14 protein-coding genes, 1 pseudogene and 1 riboswitch are annotated in these 17,742 nt (G+C 63.5%); of the genes and pseudogenes, 7 read left to right on the top strand and 8 right to left on the bottom strand.

All coding sequences use genetic code 11. The features are described 5' to 3' along the window. Positions 1-2: 2 nt before the first annotated feature. From BH682_RS22630 to BH682_RS22620, 3 genes and pseudogenes are all read left to right on the top strand, one after another. Positions 3-1,348: pseudogene (locus BH682_RS22630) on the top strand (LLM class flavin-dependent oxidoreductase). Continuing rightward, entirely contained in the window at positions 1,345-2,577 is a 1,233-nt protein-coding gene (locus BH682_RS22625; protein WP_042451237.1) for an MFS transporter, read from the top strand. Before BH682_RS22630 ends, BH682_RS22625 begins: the two are co-directional and overlap by 4 nt. Positions 2,578-2,590: 13 nt before the next feature. Continuing rightward, on the top strand, positions 2,591-3,577 hold the full coding sequence (locus BH682_RS22620) for an LLM class F420-dependent oxidoreductase (protein WP_064073973.1): 987 nt from the start codon (positions 2,591-2,593) through the stop codon (positions 3,575-3,577). 9 nt (positions 3,578-3,586) lie between these two features. Here the strand turns inward: BH682_RS22620 and BH682_RS22615 are convergent, their stop codons facing one another. From BH682_RS22615 to BH682_RS22595, 5 genes are all read right to left on the bottom strand, one after another. After that, positions 3,587-4,249 carry a DUF3239 domain-containing protein gene (locus BH682_RS22615; protein ID WP_007733514.1) on the bottom strand — a complete coding sequence of 221 codons (663 nt, stop codon included), beginning with the start codon at positions 4,247-4,249 and terminating at the stop codon, positions 3,587-3,589. Positions 4,250-4,323: 74 nt separating this feature from the next. Further along, positions 4,324-6,402, bottom strand: a complete 2,079-nt coding sequence (locus tag BH682_RS22610) for a hypothetical protein (RefSeq protein ID WP_058037814.1) — start codon at positions 6,400-6,402, stop codon at positions 4,324-4,326. 102 nt (positions 6,403-6,504) lie between these two features. After that, a complete protein-coding gene (locus BH682_RS22605) occupies positions 6,505-8,163 on the bottom strand; it encodes a DNA repair helicase XPB (protein ID WP_003940219.1) in 1,659 nt (552 codons plus the stop codon). Between the two features lie 180 nt (positions 8,164-8,343). Next, entirely contained in the window at positions 8,344-9,420 is a 1,077-nt protein-coding gene (locus tag BH682_RS22600; RefSeq protein WP_075834176.1) for an alcohol dehydrogenase catalytic domain-containing protein, read from the bottom strand. Then, complete coding sequence (locus BH682_RS22595) at positions 9,417-10,610, bottom strand: LLM class flavin-dependent oxidoreductase (protein ID WP_047271186.1); 1,194 nt, start codon at positions 10,608-10,610, stop codon at positions 9,417-9,419. The genes BH682_RS22600 and BH682_RS22595 overlap by 4 nt, the downstream gene beginning before the upstream one ends. A gap of 215 nt (positions 10,611-10,825) precedes the next feature. Here BH682_RS22595 and BH682_RS22590 point away from each other — a divergent pair, with 215 nt between their 5' ends. Further along, positions 10,826-11,137: a hypothetical protein gene (locus tag BH682_RS22590; RefSeq protein WP_064073975.1), complete on the top strand. Its 312-nt coding sequence runs from the start codon at positions 10,826-10,828 to the stop codon at positions 11,135-11,137. Positions 11,138-11,191: 54 nt separating this feature from the next. Continuing rightward, positions 11,192-11,842, top strand: a complete 651-nt coding sequence (locus tag BH682_RS22585; RefSeq protein ID WP_075834174.1) for a TetR/AcrR family transcriptional regulator — start codon at positions 11,192-11,194, stop codon at positions 11,840-11,842. Positions 11,843-12,266: 424 nt separating this feature from the next. Here BH682_RS22585 and BH682_RS37110 read toward each other — a convergent pair whose 3' ends face one another. Both BH682_RS37110 and BH682_RS22575 read right to left on the bottom strand, forming a co-directional pair. Continuing rightward, the gene (locus BH682_RS37110; protein ID WP_003940363.1) at positions 12,267-12,392 is read right to left on the bottom strand and encodes a hypothetical protein; all 126 of its coding nucleotides are present in this window, start codon (positions 12,390-12,392) and stop codon (positions 12,267-12,269) included. 87 nt (positions 12,393-12,479) lie between these two features. Then, positions 12,480-14,804, bottom strand: coding sequence for a helicase-associated domain-containing protein (locus BH682_RS22575; protein ID WP_075834172.1), 2,325 nt, complete (start codon positions 14,802-14,804; stop codon positions 12,480-12,482). A gap of 60 nt (positions 14,805-14,864) precedes the next feature. Here BH682_RS22575 and BH682_RS36785 point away from each other — a divergent pair, with 60 nt between their 5' ends. Beyond that, positions 14,865-15,053 carry a hypothetical protein gene (locus BH682_RS36785; protein WP_019744939.1) on the top strand — a complete coding sequence of 63 codons (189 nt, stop codon included), beginning with the start codon at positions 14,865-14,867 and terminating at the stop codon, positions 15,051-15,053. Between the two features lie 83 nt (positions 15,054-15,136). On the opposite strand, the gene BH682_RS22565 is transcribed toward BH682_RS36785, so the two are convergent. Then, positions 15,137-15,700, bottom strand: coding sequence for a transglycosylase family protein (locus tag BH682_RS22565; RefSeq protein ID WP_003939675.1), 564 nt, complete (start codon positions 15,698-15,700; stop codon positions 15,137-15,139). Between the two features lie 8 nt (positions 15,701-15,708). Then, positions 15,709-15,918: riboswitch (cyclic di-AMP (ydaO/yuaA leader) on the bottom strand. A 395-nt stretch (positions 15,919-16,313) separates the two neighbouring features. On the opposite strand from BH682_RS22565, the gene BH682_RS22560 reads away from it, so the two are divergent. Further along, on the top strand, positions 16,314-17,711 hold the full coding sequence (locus tag BH682_RS22560; RefSeq protein WP_075834170.1) for a YncE family protein: 1,398 nt from the start codon (positions 16,314-16,316) through the stop codon (positions 17,709-17,711). The last annotated feature ends 31 nt before the right edge of the window (positions 17,712-17,742 follow it).

Genomic DNA, 17,742 nt, shown 5'->3' with positions numbered 1-17,742 from the left:
TCATGTCCGAACGACAATTTCATCTGAACGCCTTCCTGATGGGCGTCGGCCATCATGAGGCGGCGTGGCGCCACCCACGCACAAACGCGGCCAACCTCCTGGACGTCAAGCACTTCCAGGAATTGGGGAGAATCGCCGAGCGTGGAAAGCTGGACTCGGTGTTCTTCGCCGACGGTCTAGCAGTCGGCCCGCGGGTCAAGTACAACACCCAGGCGATCTTCGAACCCGTCACCTTGCTGTCGGCGATCGCTGCGGCCACCGACAAGGTGGGACTGATTGCAACCGCGTCGACCGGTTACAGCGATCCGTACACTCTCGCAAGGAAGTTCGCTTCCCTCGATCACATCAGTGGTGGACGAGGCGGGTGGAACATCGTGACGTCGGCCGGCGCCGACGAGGCCGCGAACTTCGGCCTCGATGCGGTACCGACGCACAGCGGTCGTTACGAGCGCGCCGAGGAGTTTCTCGACGTGACGCTCGGACTCTGGGACAGCTGGGAAGAGGGGCAGTTGTCCTGGACGAAGAGACCGGAATCTTCGCCGATCCTGATCGTGTCCATCGCATCGACCATGACGGTCAACGATTCACGGTGGCTGGCCCGCTCAATTCGCCGAGGTCTCCACAGGGACGTCCGTTGCTCGTGCAAGCCGGTTCCTCCGAGAGCGGTAAGGACTTCGCGGCGAAGTATGCCGAGGCCGTGTTCACCGCTCAACGAACACTCGAGCAGGGGCAGGATTTCTACACCGACCTCAAAGCGCGGCTGATCAAGTACGGGCGTAGTCCCGACGAGATCAAGGTGCTGCCAGGCATCGTTCCCTTCATCGCGGATACGGAAGAAGAAGCCAAGGCACTGGAGCAGTCGTTCACGGATCTCATCTCACCTGAGTACTCACTGCGCCAACTCTCGAACATGGTGGGCGTCGACCTCACAGAGCATTCGCTGGATGCCCCGTTGCCCCCGTTGCCGGACATCGATCGCATCCAAGGAAACAAGAGTCGATACCAGCTCGTCAAAGACCTTGCGGAGAGCGAAAACCTCACCGTCCGTGAACTGATCGGCAAACTCGGGGGTGGCCGTGGGCATCGGACATTTGCCGGGACACCGGAGCAGGTCGCGGACGAGTTGACCGAATGGTTCGACAAGGGCGCCGCGGACGGCTTCAACATCATGCCGCCCTATCTGCCCGGAGGGCTCGAGGTGTTCGTCGACCGGGTCGTGCCGATTCTGCAGGCGCGTGGGCTCTTCCGGACCGAATACACGGAATCCACCCTGCGGGGTCACTACGGCCTCGATCGTCCGGCGAATCGGTTCTCGCGGGCCGCTGACGCGGCAGAAGTGAGCGCGTGACGGAAACACTGCCCAAGGAACAGCCGGCGATTGCCGGTCTCAAGCCACTGGTCACAACGGTTTTCGTACCGGCGGCGATCTTCGGGATCGGTCAGGGTGCGGCTGCCCCCATCATGGCCGTCACCGCGCGCGACCTGGGTGCCTCGGTTGCCGTCGCCGGCCTGATCGTTGCACTCGGTGGTTTGGGCGCCGTACTCGGTGACCTCCCCGCCGGCAGGATCGTGTCGCGTTTCGGTGAGCGCAGGTCGATCATCGGCGGAAGTTCCTTGGGTGCAACAGGAGTGGTGATCTGTCTCCTTGCACAGACTCCGTGGATGCTCGGTATCGGCGCACTGTTGACCGGATTGGCGAATGCGGTGTGGGGCCTTGCGCGGCAGAGCTACCTCGCCGAGACCGTGCCACTCGGTCTACGGGCCCGAGCAATGTCGTCGTTCGCTGCGATGTGGCGGTTGGGTTTCTTCCTGGGACCGCTCATCGGGGCCGGCGTGATTCTCCTGGTGGGAGCGCGCGGAGGATTCCTTGTCCAGTTGGTGGGCGTCGTGCTCGCCGGGGCGCTGATGGCCCGCGTTCCCGACCCGCCACGAAAGGTGCAGGCAGGCAACAGCGATCACGGACACGTTACGCTCCCGGAGATCCTTCGCCGTCATCGTGCCGCTCTGTCGACGCTCGGGACAGGCTCCCTTCTGATGGGCGCCGCCCGCGCTTCGCGTGAGGCCGTTCTTCCATTGTGGGCATTGCACCTCGGATTGGATGCAGCCCAGGTGAGTGTGATCTTCGGTATCGGTGCGGCCGTGGACCTGCTGTGCTCGTACCCGGCCGGACACATCATGGACCGATACGGCCGCAGGCTGGTCGCGGTGCCTTCGCTGACGGTGATCGGTGTGTCGTACCTACTGTTGCCGTTCTCGACGGGTGCAGTGGGATTGACCGTGGTCGCTGTCGTGATGGGGATCGGCAACGGACTGGGCAACGGCGTGATCATGACCCTCGGTGCCGATATCGCCCCGCCCGAAGAACGCGCCGAGTTCCTCGCTGCATGGCGATTGACGCACGACACCGGCATGTTCGGTGGGCCGCTCGCGATCGGTCTACTCGCCGCGGTGCTCCCACTCGGGTGGGCATTCGCCGCTCTGGGCGCGACGTCGTTCGCCGGCGCGGCGATGATGTTCCGCTTCATTCCGGTCTACTCTCCGCGGGTGTCACCCCGGTCGCGCGTCGGGAAACTGTAGGTAGGCTCGCTACATGCGATTCGGACTGTTCGTACCTCAAGGCTGGCGTCTGGACCTGGTCGGCATCGACCCCGCGAAGCAGTGGGAGGTGATGCGGGACTTCACGCTGCGCGCGGAGGCAGGGCCGTGGGAGTCGGTGTGGGTCTACGACCACTTCCACACCGTTCCCCAGCCGACGGAAGAAGCGACTCACGAGGCGTGGACATTGATGGCCGCACTCGGTGCGTCGACCTCGCGTATCCGACTGGGCCAGATGTGTACCGCCATGAGTTACCGAAACCCGGCGTACCTCGCCAAGGTCGCCGCGACCACCGACCTGATCACGGGTGGACGCGTCGAGATGGGCATCGGCGGCGGCTGGTACGAGCAGGAGTGGCGCGCATACGGCTACGGCTTCCCCTCTGCCGGTGAGCGTCTGGGCCGCCTCGACGAAGGAATCCAGATCATGCAGCAGGCGTGGTCGACCGGCAGCGCGACGCTCGACGGCAAGTACTACCAGGTCGACGGAGCGCTGTGCCGTCCACTTCCGTTGCAAGAGGGCGGAATTCCCATCTGGGTTGCCGGTGGCGGCGAGAAGGTCACACTCAAGATCGCGGCCAAGTACGCGCAGTACACGAACTTCGACGGCACCCCGGCCGGCTTCGCGCACAAGTCCGAGATCCTGAAGAAGCACTGCGACACCGTCGGCACCGATTTCGACGCCATCGTCCGTTCGGCCAACTACAACGTGGCCATCGGCGCGACGGAATCCGAGGTGGCTCAGCGGTTGGAGACACTGAAGGACAGACTGACGCCGTTGGTCGGCGAAGCTGCCGCCGATGCGTCGCTCGATGCGTTCCGCGGAATGCCCGCCGTCGGTACACCCGAGCAGATCATCGAGAACCTGTCGGCGCTCAAGGCACAGGGACTCGAGTACGGAATCTTCTACTTCCCCGAGGCCGCGTACGACACGTCGGGAATCGAGATGTTCGAGAAGGAAGTGCTGCCCGCGCTCGCGTAACCGTTGGGGCTAGCGCAGCGAGTCAGGAAGATCGGCCGGGTTGATCAGAACCCGGCGATCGGGGTGGGTGCGAACTTCTTCGGAATCGGGAATCCGGCTCTGCAGGAAGTTCCACTCGCTCGCACTGACAGCAGCGATCGCGCGTGCCAGCACTGCCGAGTCCTTGGTCCCCCACTCGATCGGCATGGGACTGACCATCTGCCACGTGTCAGCCTTGCTGCGGGTGGAACGATCCGAACGCAGTGCGACCGACGGAATGCGGTCGCCGACTCGCCACTTCGGATTGAGTCGAACGTTGCGGCTGACGAGCGCGTACTGCGGTGCTCCGGCCGCAGGCTTCGCGATGTCGATCAATGCCGTCAAGGTCGCCGCTCGAGGGTGAACCTCGGTGACGATCGCGGGAACCAGTGGGTTGTCCGCATACAGAGATTCGACGCTTCCCACCTTGCGAGGTGCCCACACGGCAACCCACAGGGAACTGGCCGCACCGATGGCGAGGACTGCGCCGATGATGATGGACCACACCTCGCCCATGCTGATCAACCAGGCCCCGACCGCGGCGAGGACGATCGCGAAGATCACCGCAGAAATCTGCAGGCGGCGTACATCGGCCAGTGTGTCGTTGACCGACTTGGCGTGAGCCTTGTCGACGGTGAACTGGAAGTCAGCCACGAAAAATTCCTTCGGGTGGTGCCGGACGATCTAGGACCGGCCCCCGATCTCCCGGGGACCGTCCACCAGCGTAGCTAGTTTCGCGCGCGCTCCCACATCTGCAGGTAAGCCTCGGCGCCACGGCTCATGTCCTCGATGATCGTGTCGCCGTCGGCGCCCGCAGCAATACGCATGTCCGCGATCCAGTCGGGAATCATCCCGTACTGGGCAACGCCGTCGGTGTTCACGTCGAAAACCCGGGTGCCGGCGCGCTGCTGGTCCATGACCGTGCCGTCGAAGGCGGTGTACGGATATTGCAGCGGATTTTCTGCGGCGTCGCCGCGCGGTGCGGCCTGCGGCCCGAAGCCGTTGGTGTCGGCGCCGTAGCCGAAACCGAAGTAGTAGTTCTCGCTTCGCATCGCCCGTGCGTCCCGCCACTGGTCGATGAACCCACGCTCTTCGGGCTTTTCGTCCGATGCGTCGAGTTGTCCGGCGTACAGGGCGACAAATCCGCCGAGTGCGTAGATCCGCTTGTACAGGCTCGGGTCGCTCCAGCTGTGACTGGAAACGACGCCGGAGTAATTCGCAGCTTCGAGAATATCGAGAGCCGCTTCGGCGGTCTTGACGCTCATGTGATCGATGTCCACGATCATCCCTCGGTCCATCAAACCTCGGATCGTGTACGCGCCGAGGTCGGTCAGGCCGTGCGAATTGCATTGCGGACCAGAGGGGTACACCGGAAGCGTCACTCCGGGTGGGAGTACCGCGAGAAGATTCTGTGCGCCGTCGACCTTGGTGGGCAGCACATTGTCCTCGGCAACGCCGGTGCATGGTTCCGACTGCCAGAACTCCCCGGTGCCCAGGTAGTTGCCGATGTTGACGGCCACTCCGGTGACGCCGCCGTCGAAACGGGCACCGCCGAGGGCGTTGTCGAACTTGTGCGTGACGATCATCTGCCGGACACCGAGGTCGTACAACTCGTCCAGGCCGCGGTCGATGTCGTCCTCGGTGCACTGCGGAATACCGTTGCGCACAGAGCAACCGAAGGGTTCGGACACCTCCACCCCGAGGGTGACGGCCAGCTTTCCGTCGGCGGCCACCTGCCTGGCCTGTTCAGGGGAGCTCACGATGCGGAACCAACCCCGGCCGGGACCGCCATACTGGGCGTCGATGTAGTCCTGGAGTTCGCGTGTCTGCTGCGCCTGGATCCGGACGGTCTCCATCTCGTCACAGGGATTTCGTTTACTCGGATACAGCTCGCACAGGACACGGTTGGCGACAAAGAGGTTGGTGAAGATTCGCAGACCGCCACGCCAGGCCCGCTCGACCCACTTGTAGTACGTCTGCTCGTGTGTCAGTGAATCGTGCGCCGGCCAGTCGGTGAAACTCGGCCAGCCGGTGGTGTCGTGAGTTTCGAAGGGATTGCCGTACGACAGAACGTTTTCGAGGAGCGCCGGTATCCCGTCGGGTTGATGGTCCGGGCAGTCGACGAGCGCTGCGGTGACGCCCTGAGGATCGAAAGGTCGGCCGCAGTGCAGGTTTCCGCCCATGAACTCGGAAGCATTCATGTGCACGTGTGTGTCGATGAATCCGGTGACTTCACCGTTCGGTCCGATTTCTCCCGGAACGCCGTTTGCGCCCACCTCCGCTTCGGGGAAGTCGGCGCAGCCGTCGCGCGGGATCAGCGTGAACGCAGATTCGGGAACGTCACCGGGATCGGACATCGTGAGCATCAAATCTCGCGAGATCAGTTGTCGGCCGTTCGAGGTCGCTGTCAGAACGAAGGACTCGCCAGTGGACATCACGGTCCAGTCGGTGGACGGAGTTGCTTCGGAAGTGGCGAGCACCGAGTCTGCGCCGTCGTGCGAGAGCATCGACCCGTCCGGGCCGTACAGCATGAATCGACCCAACTGGGCCGCATGTAGCCGGAACGGTTCGGCGTCTGCGGCTTTCGTTACGTCGGTGAGGTACGCCGACCCGTCACGACGGACGAAATCACCAGACTCGGTGCGCAGCGCGAAGCAACCGTTCGCAAGTGCGTACACCGAGTTCTGCGCAGTAGGAGCAGGACTCGGTGCCGCGGCGCTGACGCCGGTCGTGGCGACGACGACGGCGGCAGTCAGCAGCGAGATGGTTCCGGCGAGCCGACCCCGTAGACGTGGAACTGAGCGCATGGTGCTGGTGACCCCCGGCCGATGGACACGACTGTGACAGGGGACACTCTACAGATAACTGGACGTATGTCCATTTGTTTCTGAAACGTGTTGCAGAAATGCTCAGCCGATCGCAGGTCCGAGCAGGTCATCGGCGTCGGTGATCCGGTAGGCGTAGCCCTGTTCGGCGAGGAATCGCTGACGATGTGCCGCATACTCCGCATCGAGAGTGTCGCGCGAGACCACCGAATAGAAGTGAGCCTGACCGCCGTCGTGCTTGGGTCGCAGTAGGCGTCCGAGTCGCTGCGCTTCTTCCTGTCTCGACCCGAAGGTTCCCGAAACCTGCACGGCGACAGACGCCTCCGGAAGGTCGATCGAGAAGTTCGCGACCTTACTCACCACCAGCGTCTGGATCTCACCGTTACGGAACTGATCGAAGAGGATCTCGCGTTCCTTGTTCTTGGTGGATCCCTTGATCACCGGGGCGTTCAGGGCTTCGCCGAGTTCGTCGAGCTGATCGAGATACGCACCGATCACCAAAGTCGGAGAATCGGGGTGCTTGGCCAGGATCGACTTCACGACCGCAATTTTCGTGTGAGCCGTCGAGCACAGTTTGTAGCGCTCCTCCGGTTCGGCGACGGCATAGGACATGCGCTCGGCGTCCGTCATCGTCACTCGCACCTCGACGCAGTCGGCCGGCGCGATCCAGCCCTGCGCTTCGATGTCCTTCCACGGAGCGTCGTAGCGCTTGGGGCCGATGAGCGAGAAGACGTCGCCTTCGCGGCCGTCCTCACGAACCAGCGTTGCGGTCAGGCCGAGACGGCGGCGCGACTGCAGATCTGCCGTCATCCGGAAGACGGGCGCGGGCAGCAAGTGGACCTCGTCGTAGATCACCAGTCCCCAGTCGCGGGAGTCGAAAAGTTCGAGGTGCTTGTACTCGCCCTTCGTGCGACGTGTGATCACCTGGTAGGTCGCGATCGTGACCGGCCGAATCTCCTTGCGCTCGCCGGAGTATTCGCCGATTTCTTCCTCGGTCAACGATGTACGCGCGATCAACTCACGCTTCCACTGACGACCGGCAACGGTATTGGTGACGAGGATGAGGGTGGTGGCCTTGGCCTTTGCCATCGCTGCGGCGCCCACCATCGTCTTGCCGGCGCCACACGGCAGCACGACGACGCCCGAGCCGCCGGCCCAGAACGAATCCGCTGCCATCTGCTGGTAGTCGCGCAGTTCCCAGTGGCCCTCTTCGAAAGCGAGATCGATCGGGTGCGCTTCGCCGTCCACGTAGCCGGCGAGGTCCTCGGCCGGCCAGCCCACCTTGAGCAGCATCTGCTTGAGGCGGCCGCGTTCGCTCGGGTGGACGATCACGGTGTCGTCGTCGACCTTCTCACCGAGCATCGGCGAGATCTTCTTGTGTCGCATCACCTCGGTGAGGACTGCGCGGTCGAGGCTGACCAGGATGAGGCCGTGCACCGGGCTCTTGACCAGCTGTAAGCGTCCGTACCTGGCCATCGTGTCGACGATGTCGACCAGCAGCGGTTGTGGAACCGCGAATCGTGAGTACGACACGAGCGCGTCGACAACCTGCTCGGCGTCGTGTCCGGCGGCGCGGGCATTCCACAAGGCCAGGGGAGTGATGCGATACGTGTGGACGTGTTCGGGGGCCCGTTCGAGTTCCGCGAAGGGGGCGATTGCCTGCCTGGCATCGCCGGCGCGCTCGTGGTCGACCTCCAACAGCAGCGTCTTGTCGGATTGGACGATCAACGGTCCGTCGGTCACGGAATCCTCCTAGTGAAGCAAACGCGGCAGCCACAGAGCGTTGCGCCGCGTTGTCGGCTGACGCCAACCCTGCCATTGTCCTGGTATCGGGGCGCAGACGCCAACAGGCGACGCTCGCACAGCCCGAAGTAGAGGTGCCCGAGTGCGAGCACCCCTACGTCAACAGGGCAGGATCGACCGCTATTCCGGGAGGCCCGCGGGTAGTACGAGGATCTTCACGTGTTCGTCGGGTGCGCGCAGAGCTGCGAAAGCGTCCGAGACTCCATCCAGACCGACCCTGCCGGTGATGATCGCTTCGGCGTCGATCTCGCCGTCGGCGAGCCTCTGCAGGGTGATGTCGTAGGCATTCTCGTAAGGACCGTGACCGAAGTTGATCGAGATCCTCCGGAACTGCCCGACGACGGGAATGATCGTCTCGTCGCCGAACGGCGCAGCCAGAACCTGAATCCGCGAGTTGAACGGCAGAGTGTGCATCAGTTCTCCGATGACTCCCGCCCGCCCGCTGCATTCGTAGGCGATCAGAACTCCGTTCGCGGCCTGGCCGACAAGCTGGTTGCCTTCGGCGATCATTCGATTCCACAGTTCGATCGGATCCTGCTCGGCCGGATCGACGACGATGTCCGCGCCCATCTTCGCGGCGAGCTCGCGTCGTTTGGGGGAGGGCTCCGACGCGATGACGATCTGCGCTCCGCGCGCTTTCGCGGCGACGATGGCGCCCAGTCCGATCGTTCCGCAACCGATGACGAGCGCCGAATCGGCCGAGGTGAGGCCGGACTGTTGGAGATGCATCTCGCCGACGTGGAGAGGTTCGGCAAGTGTGGCGTGCTTGAGTGACAGGTGGTCGGGAACTTTGCGGACCCAGAACGCGTCGACGACTATGTGATCGCCGAACGCGCCGTGGTACTCGTTCGAGTAGCCGATGATCGTCGGGATCCCGGTAGCGGTGTCGGTGGCCAAGCCGATGCCGGCCACCCGATCGCCGATCGCGAAATCGTCTACTGCAGAACCGGTCTCGGAGACGATACCCGCGTATTCGTGCCCCAGTACCACTGGCGCGTCCGGATCGAAGGTGGCGAGCGGGTAGCCCCCGTCGTGCGCGACCTGAACGAAGCGGCACGGGTCCTTCGACATGCTCAGGTCACTGCCGCAGATCCCGCAGGCGACGACGTCGATGCGGATCTGATGGGGTGCCAACGGCGGCGGGTCGGCGATCTCGGTGACCGCGAATTCTCCCTGCTGGAAACGGACGGCCCTCATGCGCGCACGGCTCCCGTCTCGGCCGGCCGGCCGTAGTAGTCGGTATGGGCTTTGGTGATCGCTCCGACCAGCCCGCCGATCAGGTATTCGCGGTTGTCCTCGGCGAACTGCATGCTCGCCTGACGCCCGACATTTCGCTTCCGGAAGTGCGGGACCACCTCGGAGGCGAACAATTCGTAGCTGCGTTTGGTGTCCTCCCAGCTCGCCATGTCGACGTGAAGGATCAAGAACGTGCCGAACCCTCCCGTCTTCTCGATCAGACGCTCGATCTGTGCGATCGCATCTTCGGGGGTACCGATGATCGCCTGACCGAACTCGCCGAGCGTGTCGTTGCGCCACTGATCGATGACTCCGGCCGGTGTATCTGCCCAGGCCGGGTTCTGGCCGGTCTGTCGATTCACGTAGGAAGCCATCGATCCGATCCGTCGGCTCACGGCGCGCTCGGCCTCCGCTCGGGTCTCGGCGATGAACATTGGAGTGACCACACGCCACGTCGCTCGGTTGGCGTGGTGGCCGTGCTCGGCCGAGACCTTCTCGTACACATCCCAGTTGCGATCCAGTGCGTCGAAGCCGCTGGGTGAACTCGCCGCGAGTGAGAGCAGGGAGAGGCCGTTCTTGCCTGCGAGCACCGAACCGTTGGGGGAAATCGTCGACGCTGTCACGGTCTCGATGCCGTCCGCACGGTAGGTGGGCAGTTGCGCACGTGCGTCACGCAACGTGAACCAGTCGGTTTCCATGTTGACGACCTCGCCGCGAAGCAACGCGAGAATGGCCTCGAGCGCTTCGCCCTGGCGACGACGCTGGTCCGACGGGTTGATGCCCATCATGTGCGCATCGAGGGGGATCTTGCCCGGGCCGGTGCCGAAGATGAGTCGTCCGCGCGTCTGCAGATCGAGCTGAGTGATGCGGTCGGCCGTGATCAACGGGTGGTGATAGGGCAGAGACGTCACGCCTGTGCCGAACTGGATGCGCTCGGTTCGCTCTGCGGCGGCCGCGATGAACATGTCCGGGGCAGGCACGATCTCGGCGCCGGTCGAATGATGCTCACCCATCCACGCTTCTTCGAATCCGAGGTGGTCCAGGTGTGTCATGAGGTCGATATCGCGTCTGAGTTGCAGGGCGGGATCGGCGTCGAGCGGATGGTACGGGGCGAGGAAGGCTCCGAAGCGGATGGACGATGCGGACCACACGATGACAACTCCTGTCGACAGGGGAGTGATTTGGATCACTCGCTCTGATCGAGATGTCTAACATGGATCAACTGATCCAATAAGTTGAGCCTCCCGCACAGTGGGAGATTTTTAATCACCTGTAGTTCAACGTTATCTGGTGCAATGACGTCGGATATCGTGGTTGCAAGTCGATCGACTGAACCAAGTACTTTCCGAAGGAGTATTGAAGAGGTATGCAACTGGACGTCACAATCACCCCCGACTCCTCGACCGTCGAACTGAACAGTGTCGACGACTTCACCAGTCTCTCGGTCGTCGTTGGCGGCGACGATCGATCCGAGACTCTGAGTCGGGTACTGGAACCGTGGGGGGAACTCGAGGGGGATCACGTCTGGCTCGACATCGGCCACTTGGAGCAAGCCGTCGCTGCCCGGATCGGAAACACCGAGTGGAGACAGAAGTTCTCCGCGATGGTGGTCTACGCACGCGCCCACGGCTGGGTGGATCGCGACAACAGGGTGCGAGCACACCGTGAATCACTCTGACTCCGCGTTCGCCACGGTTGAGACGTTTGTCGAGCCCGTGCGAAGCTCGTTCGTATGACCGACTCCCGGCAGAACCGTCAAGGCGACGCGACGCGTCTGCGTTTGCTCAAAACTGCTGAACGGCTTTTCGCGACAGAGGGATTGGATGCAGTTTCGCTGCGCTCGGTCAACGCCGCGGCCGGTCTCGGGCCGTCATCGGTCCACTACCATTTCGGAACCAAGGACGATCTGGTCGCAGCGGTGCTGTTGGACATGGGAACGTCGGTGCGAGATCAGATCAGCGCGAACGTCGACGCCCTCTCCGCCGACAAGACGCCGCCGACGGTCGAGGCGCTGGTACGGGCCGTCACTGCGCCCTACAAGGCATTGCTCCTTCGCCATCGCACGCGGGGAATGCGATGGATCAGAATCGTCACGCAGATCTCGCAGCCGCAGATGTCACGACCGGGCCATCCAGCCCTCGAGGCGACCGAGCTGCACTTGCGTGAACATCTTCTCGACCAGGTCCGTCGTACTTTTCCTGCTACCGATCCCGAACGGCTCGAGACTCGCTGGGCGATTGCCTTGATGGGCTTCCTCCAGGCGTTGAGCCGGGCGGACGATTGGAGCGGAAGTGGCAAGCCGCTCGCGCCGGAGCGGCTTGCCGACTTCTACGAGGACCAGGTCGTCTTTCTTATGGGTGGTGTGCGGCAGTTATTGGGGTGAGCGCCTAATCGATGCGTCTCCTATTTCTGCGCGACCACTGACTTCCGCATTTCCATTACATGAGTAATAGCTTCGGAAATTCCGGACCGGTAACCGATATTCTTTTCGGAATCACCCGGAGTGGAATCAAGCTCCGATTCGAGTCTTGTTTGAATGCGGTCCAGGGTATGGATTGTTCTTTTCACGATGGTTGATTCTCTTTCTGCGGTAAATCCGATAGAAGTATTCCGGATTGCCGAGCGTGTTCGTCGAGGACGCAGAGTGAAGCGAGGGTCATGCCCGCTGCGTACCCGCGCGAGCGTGCGTCAGTTCCTCGATTACGTGACTTGAACAGGTTGAACGTTTCGTGCAGGTGCACAAGGGTGTCGGTGGGGGCAGGCATTGGTCAGCTTCGCAATCAGCTCGTCTTCTCTGGACTTTGCTGTCAGCTCCGCTTCCGCTTACGGATGAACTCGGAAGACTCCGCAGATTTCGCCCGCTTCTCCGCGCGGCGTTCCTTGATCGACTGGGCGGGTTTCTTCATGTTCTTACCCGGCGCCTTGTCAGCCATTGTCGCTCCTCATTTTTCGAAGTGGCAATCACAAACTGACCTCGACCATACTTCATTTACAGAAAAAAGCCAGTTGCTTCTTTTTTGCTACTTTTTTCCGGAGTCGACGGGGCTGACGGAAGTAATTCGGTGCAACGTGAAACGGCGAACCGCGCCGCTCGCGGGGTCGAAGGCGTCCAGCTGTCCGCCGCCCACGCTGACGGGGTCGACGATGCGATGCGTCGCGACCCCCTGGGCGTCGACGTAGCCGATGTTGACGCTCGAATTGTCTCGGGCCGCCGTGGCCAGCAAGGCGATGGTGGCGGCGTTGTTCTCCCGTGAACCGTCCGTTCGCACTCCGCCGCGGCCGGGGGCGGAAGCACGGTCTCCGGCCCGCATCGTGCGGACCAACGACGCCAGCTGATCCGCCGACGGGCTCGCCGGCATCCTCGACGCCGGTCGGCTGCGACGGTTGGGTACACGTGCCCCGCGTGGGCGGAGATCGACCAACGTGCCCGAGGAGTCCTCACCTGCCGGCGCGAATCCGGCGGCTCGCAGCTCGGTCAGGACTTCGCGGAGAGGGGCCTGCGAAATCGCGACGGTGGGAGCCAAGGCGCGCAGTGCCAACGGCTCGGCCACTGCGGATGCGAGGACCTCCGCCAGCAGTGACGCGTCCTCACATCGAATGAACGACGCCGCCACTCCGGCACGCAGTCGTCCGTGTCGACGGGCGACATCGTCGACCAGATACGAAAGTGATTGGGGGACAGGAGTCTTCGATTTCGAAGCGAACATCGTATGCAGTTCGGTGGCCGTCAGACCGGCGTCGAGCGCACGACGCACGCTGTCCTCGCTGATGCGGTACATGGACGCCGATCCGGCCGACTCGATGTCTGCGACCAGGCTCACCTGCTCGAGCAGGTCCGGTACCAGCGGGCCGGGCGCAACCAGAGTCAGATCCGCCTGGACCAGGATGTAGTCGATGGGCTCGGGTAGCGCGGACTGCATTTCGGCTTCGGCGTCCCCGCCGTGCAGCAAGGCTCGTCCAGGTGACGACAACGCGCCGCGGGCCACCAGCCCGAGAGCGGCGGCCTCGTCCAGAGTCCGCTCGATCGCGAACGTCCGCAGGCGCCCGCTCCATCGCGGGCGTCGCCACGCCAGCAGCCGACTTACCTCGACGGCCGACGCGGTCTGGCCGCTGTCGAGTTCGGAGAGCAGCCCGAGAATGGCCTGACGATCTCGCGGAGCCGCCGGAGCGCGGCCCTCCTCGGACAACGCCGCGATCGGCTTGTCGGTGGAATCGCGCAGCCCGATCATCCACGGGACTCGAGGTACGTCGACCCAGGCGGACGCCAGGACCTCCCACCGTCGCGCTGTGGACGCGTTCAGCCAGCCGTCGACCGCGAGCGTGGGCGTCCAGTATTCGTCCGCGTTGTCCGAGACCGGCGCCGGATCTGGTGTTCCACTGGCGATGAGTCCGGCTGCCGAGAGCAACTCGACAAGTAGGCTCACGCGCGCTTCGTCGAGATCGGCCGTCTTGGCCACGCGTCGTAGTTCTCGAACACCGAGCCCACCGGCTCGCAGTGCGGGGGCCGGCGCTGCGCCCAGAACAGCGATCACGTTCTCGCATTGGCGTACCAACTCGAGCGCCTCGCCGGCTGCTGCGGCGTTCACGTCCGCCGGCTTGAGTTTGTCGCCCCCGATGACAGGTGCGGTCAGCGTCGTCGGATCGAAAACCGGCTCGCCGCGGATGACCTGACGAACCGTCGCCGGAAGCTCGACGGTCTGCTCGTCGAGCCACCGCAGCAGGCCGGCCGCCAGCAGTCGTTGAACCGGGCGCTCAGGCGGCGTTCCGGGGGCAGCGTCGCGGGTGCGACCGATCGGGCTGGAGTTGGCGAGTGTCTCGAGGAGATCCCGCTCGCGGGTGTCCAGAGCGTTGAGCGCAGCCGAGATCTCGGTCTCGGTCATTGCCTCGGCAGGTTCGAGGGCGCGCCCCACACGCCACGGAATCATCCCGATGACTGCCGGGACGACGCTGATGGGATCGACACCCCAGATGAGGGCGGACGCGCGCATCTTCGACAGAGACTTGTCGACGGCCTTCTTGGTGACCTTGCCCTTGCCGGTCAGGGCGCGTTCGGCGATCGCACTGTTGAGCTCCGCCCGCGTCATCGGAGTTTCCTCGGCGCCGGCCAGTGCCAACAATTCGAGAAGACCGAAATCGAGGGTGTCGAGTTCGTCCGCGGCTCGGCTGACCGACGCGCGTTGCTGTGCCCGACCGCTGAGAACCACCATCGTGCTCGGCGGCGGTACGGCCAGATCGGGGCGCAGACGCAGCAACTCCGTCAACTCGGCGTCACTGCGCGCCGAGAGCCAATCGGTCAGACTTTCGGCTGCGGAACTGCCCGCCGGGGTGCCACGTGTTTCGGTCATCAGGTATCAGATTAGAGACCTGGTCTGTACGGCGTAACGGCGTCCTGTCAAAATGACTTCGTGGCCAACAATTCGAAGCAACACTATGTAGATCCAGGATGGCCGGAAACTGCAGACGGAGATCACGCAGTGACCGAATTGTCATCGACCCGCGCAGGTGGACTTTCACCCTTCGGCGAGGACACCACCTTTCCGGTTCCGGTGGAGTCACTTCCTTACGTACACCCGCACACCGTCATCAACCGATAACAACTCGACACGAAGAAGGCCCGCACCGAATCGGTGCGGGCCTTCTTGATGTTCGAGCGTCCGAGCGGACAGTCTTGCCGGTGTTACTTGAGGAACGACTTCGCGGTGTCGGCGACTGCGAGGATCTGCGGGTCGACCGGGATGCCGTTGGCCTCGGCGAATGCGATTGCCTGATCGATGGCGTCGGCGACCGGGTGAGCAACGGTCTGTGCGACCTGCTGCGCCGGAGCCGGAGCTGCCTGAGGAGCCGTCGTGGCCGGAGCGGAACGCTCGGTGGCGCCGCTGCTCAGCCCGAGGCTGGAGGAGCAGGACGGCCATGCGCCCCAACCCTGGTTTGCGAGAACACGCTCGGCAACAACGATCTGCTGCTCGCGAGTGGCCTGGTTTGCGGTGGCTGCGTACTGTCCGCCGCCGTGTGCGTTCCACGTGCTGGGGGAGAACTGCAGTCCGCCCTGGTAACCGTTGCCTGTGTTGATGGCCCAGTTTCCGCCGGCCTCACACTGGGCGAGACGATCCCAGTCGGAGTCGGGGGCAGCGTTTGCGGTTCCGGTGGCTGCAATTCCTGCTACGCCCATGATGGCGCCGGTGACGGCGACCTTGGCGACAGTGCGGCCGGTGGTGGTGGGCTTGCGATGGCGTCCGCTCATGATGGTCGAAATCCTCTCCACACGCGCCTGCGAGGTCAGCTGTCGGGTTCGGGCTGAGAGGTCGCCCGGCCTCGCCTTTCCTGGCTGGAAAGGGTCTGGCTTCACCCCAAGATTCGGTCTTGCGATCGAACCGGTGTCCACTGGAGAACTTTTCTGTTCTCACAGAGGACTTTGGGTCCCCCGTCCTCGTCCCTGGAATGCTCTGTCGGAAGTCCGGTACCCGCGGGACAAGGCTTGGCGCGGCGGGCCGGAGGTGGCCGAGTTTCCCGGCCGAAAACGACGGTAACGGCTCGAGTCGCTCGTGTCACCATTTGATAACGCGGCGTGGCGAAAGACGTACAACGCGTCACACAAAGCGCAGGAGACTCTTCCCAGGTAGGTGGGGGTGCCCGAGTGAATGTCCGGTTGTGTCCGTTCCGTTATTCACCCGTAATGTGAGCAAGGTCACACGTTATGCGGAAATAGAATTTCGGGCGATTGAGAGGTGCGTCGATCTGGACCCAAGGTTGTGGCCCGTGTCTCAACATCGACTGTGAAACTTAGGTTAGGTTTGCCTGACTTGCCTCGCTTGGGCAGGTTTCGCAGAGTCTTCCAAAGAAGTAGGGCACCCCTCATGAAACTGCAATACCGTCGGCGTGCGGTCACCGCGTCACTCGCCGTTGCCGCTGCTGCTGTCGGCCTGGCCGTCACTGCTCCCGCTGCACACGCCTCACCCGAGGATCCGACACACGGTGTTGTCGGAAGCTATTCCGCAACCCAGCCCGGCGACATCGTCGTCGACTCGGCAACCCACCGCGGATACATCACGCAGTACGGCGGACCGACCAGCTCGTTGTCCGTCGTCGACACGAACACCGGCAAGTCCGTCGGCACCATCGACGGCGTCGTCGGTTACCCGTCGGCACTTGCCGTCGACTCAAGCCTCGGACGCGCATACGTGTCCTCCTCCTACGGCGGCGCGATCTCGATTGTCGACACGAAGACCGGGAAGGTCGAAAAGACGGTCACGCTGAGCGAGAAGAACCCCGACGGCTCGCGTCCGCAGATCAACGATGTTGTCGTCGATCCCACAACACACCGCGCGTACTTCTCGGACTACAAGTCCGGCAACATCCGAGTCGTCGACCCCAACGCCGCCGACGCCGTGTCGAGCATTCTGGTCCACAAGTCGGCAACGCCGACCAAGCTCGCCTTCGACAGTGTCCGCGGCTTCCTCTACATCGCGGACACCAACTTCTTCGACGAGAATTACGGCCGCACGCTGTGGCAGGCGGACGTACGCAAGGGCGGAGCACTCAAGTCGATCGTGCGTGCCGACAACCTCTACCCGGTCGACGTCGATGTCGACACGAACACCGGCAACATCTACATGACCGACACCCGGGCAACCAACCTGTGGGCGATCACCCCGGCCGGCGCGATTCTGTCGAAGACCACGCTGTCTCCGACCGCGATTCCCAACGGCGTGGTCGTCGACGCTGCGGCAGGCATTGCATATGTCGCGGACGTCATGAACGGACACCTGTGGTCGGTCGATCTGACGACCCGCGCCACCACCGCTCTGACCGATACCAAGGTTCCGGCACTGGAGAAGGTCAAAAACCTCGCGCTCGACACCTCGACCGGCGCCATCGCGTCGACGACCAACGGGGGCAAGGTGACAGTCGTTGCCGCGTACCCGCTACCCGCGACCGTCGAATTGCCTGCCGCTCAGGTAGGTAAGGCATATTCGCAGAAGCTCACTGCCGCCGATGCGCGCGCAACCTTTGCACTCACCAGTGGCACTCTGCCCGGCGGACTGTCCCTCGCACAGGACGGCACCATCTCGGGTACCCCCACCGCTGTCGGCAGCGTCACCGTCGAGGTCACTGCGAAGAGCGTGCTTTCGCGTGCTTCGAGCGTGACCATCGTGGTCTCCGAGGGGCCGGTCGGCCCCGTCGATCCGGGCAACCCGGGAACGGGTACCGGTTCGCTCGGTAACCTCCCCGGACTCGGTAGCCTCGGCCGCTGATACGACCTGATACCAGAGAACCCGACCACAG

The organism is Rhodococcus sp. YL-1, assembly GCF_001942025.1.
Taxonomy (GTDB): domain Bacteria; phylum Actinomycetota; class Actinomycetes; order Mycobacteriales; family Mycobacteriaceae; genus Rhodococcus_F; species Rhodococcus_F qingshengii.
Note: the sequence above shows the minus strand (reverse complement) of the source record. Positions and strands in the feature narration are given on the sequence as shown.

Bases quoted from the DNA above. Each gene is read 5' to 3' on its own strand.
- BH682_RS22620 (WP_064073973.1), top strand. From the start codon at position 2,591: ATGCGATTCGGACTGTTCGTACCTCAAGGCTGGCGTCTGGACCTGGTC.
- BH682_RS22610 (WP_058037814.1), bottom strand. From the start codon at position 6,402: ATGCGCTCAGTTCCACGTCTACGGGGTCGGCTCGCCGGAACCATCTCG.
- BH682_RS22600 (WP_075834176.1), bottom strand. From the start codon at position 9,420: ATGAGGGCCGTCCGTTTCCAGCAGGGAGAATTCGCGGTCACCGAGATC.
- BH682_RS22590 (WP_064073975.1), top strand. From the start codon at position 10,826: ATGCAACTGGACGTCACAATCACCCCCGACTCCTCGACCGTCGAACTG.
- BH682_RS22585 (WP_075834174.1), top strand. From the start codon at position 11,192: ATGACCGACTCCCGGCAGAACCGTCAAGGCGACGCGACGCGTCTGCGT.
- BH682_RS37110 (WP_003940363.1), bottom strand. From the start codon at position 12,392: ATGGCTGACAAGGCGCCGGGTAAGAACATGAAGAAACCCGCCCAGTCG.
- BH682_RS22575 (WP_075834172.1), bottom strand. From the start codon at position 14,804: ATGACCGAAACACGTGGCACCCCGGCGGGCAGTTCCGCAGCCGAAAGT.
- BH682_RS22565 (WP_003939675.1), bottom strand. From the start codon at position 15,700: ATGAGCGGACGCCATCGCAAGCCCACCACCACCGGCCGCACTGTCGCC.
- BH682_RS22560 (WP_075834170.1), top strand. From the start codon at position 16,314: ATGAAACTGCAATACCGTCGGCGTGCGGTCACCGCGTCACTCGCCGTT.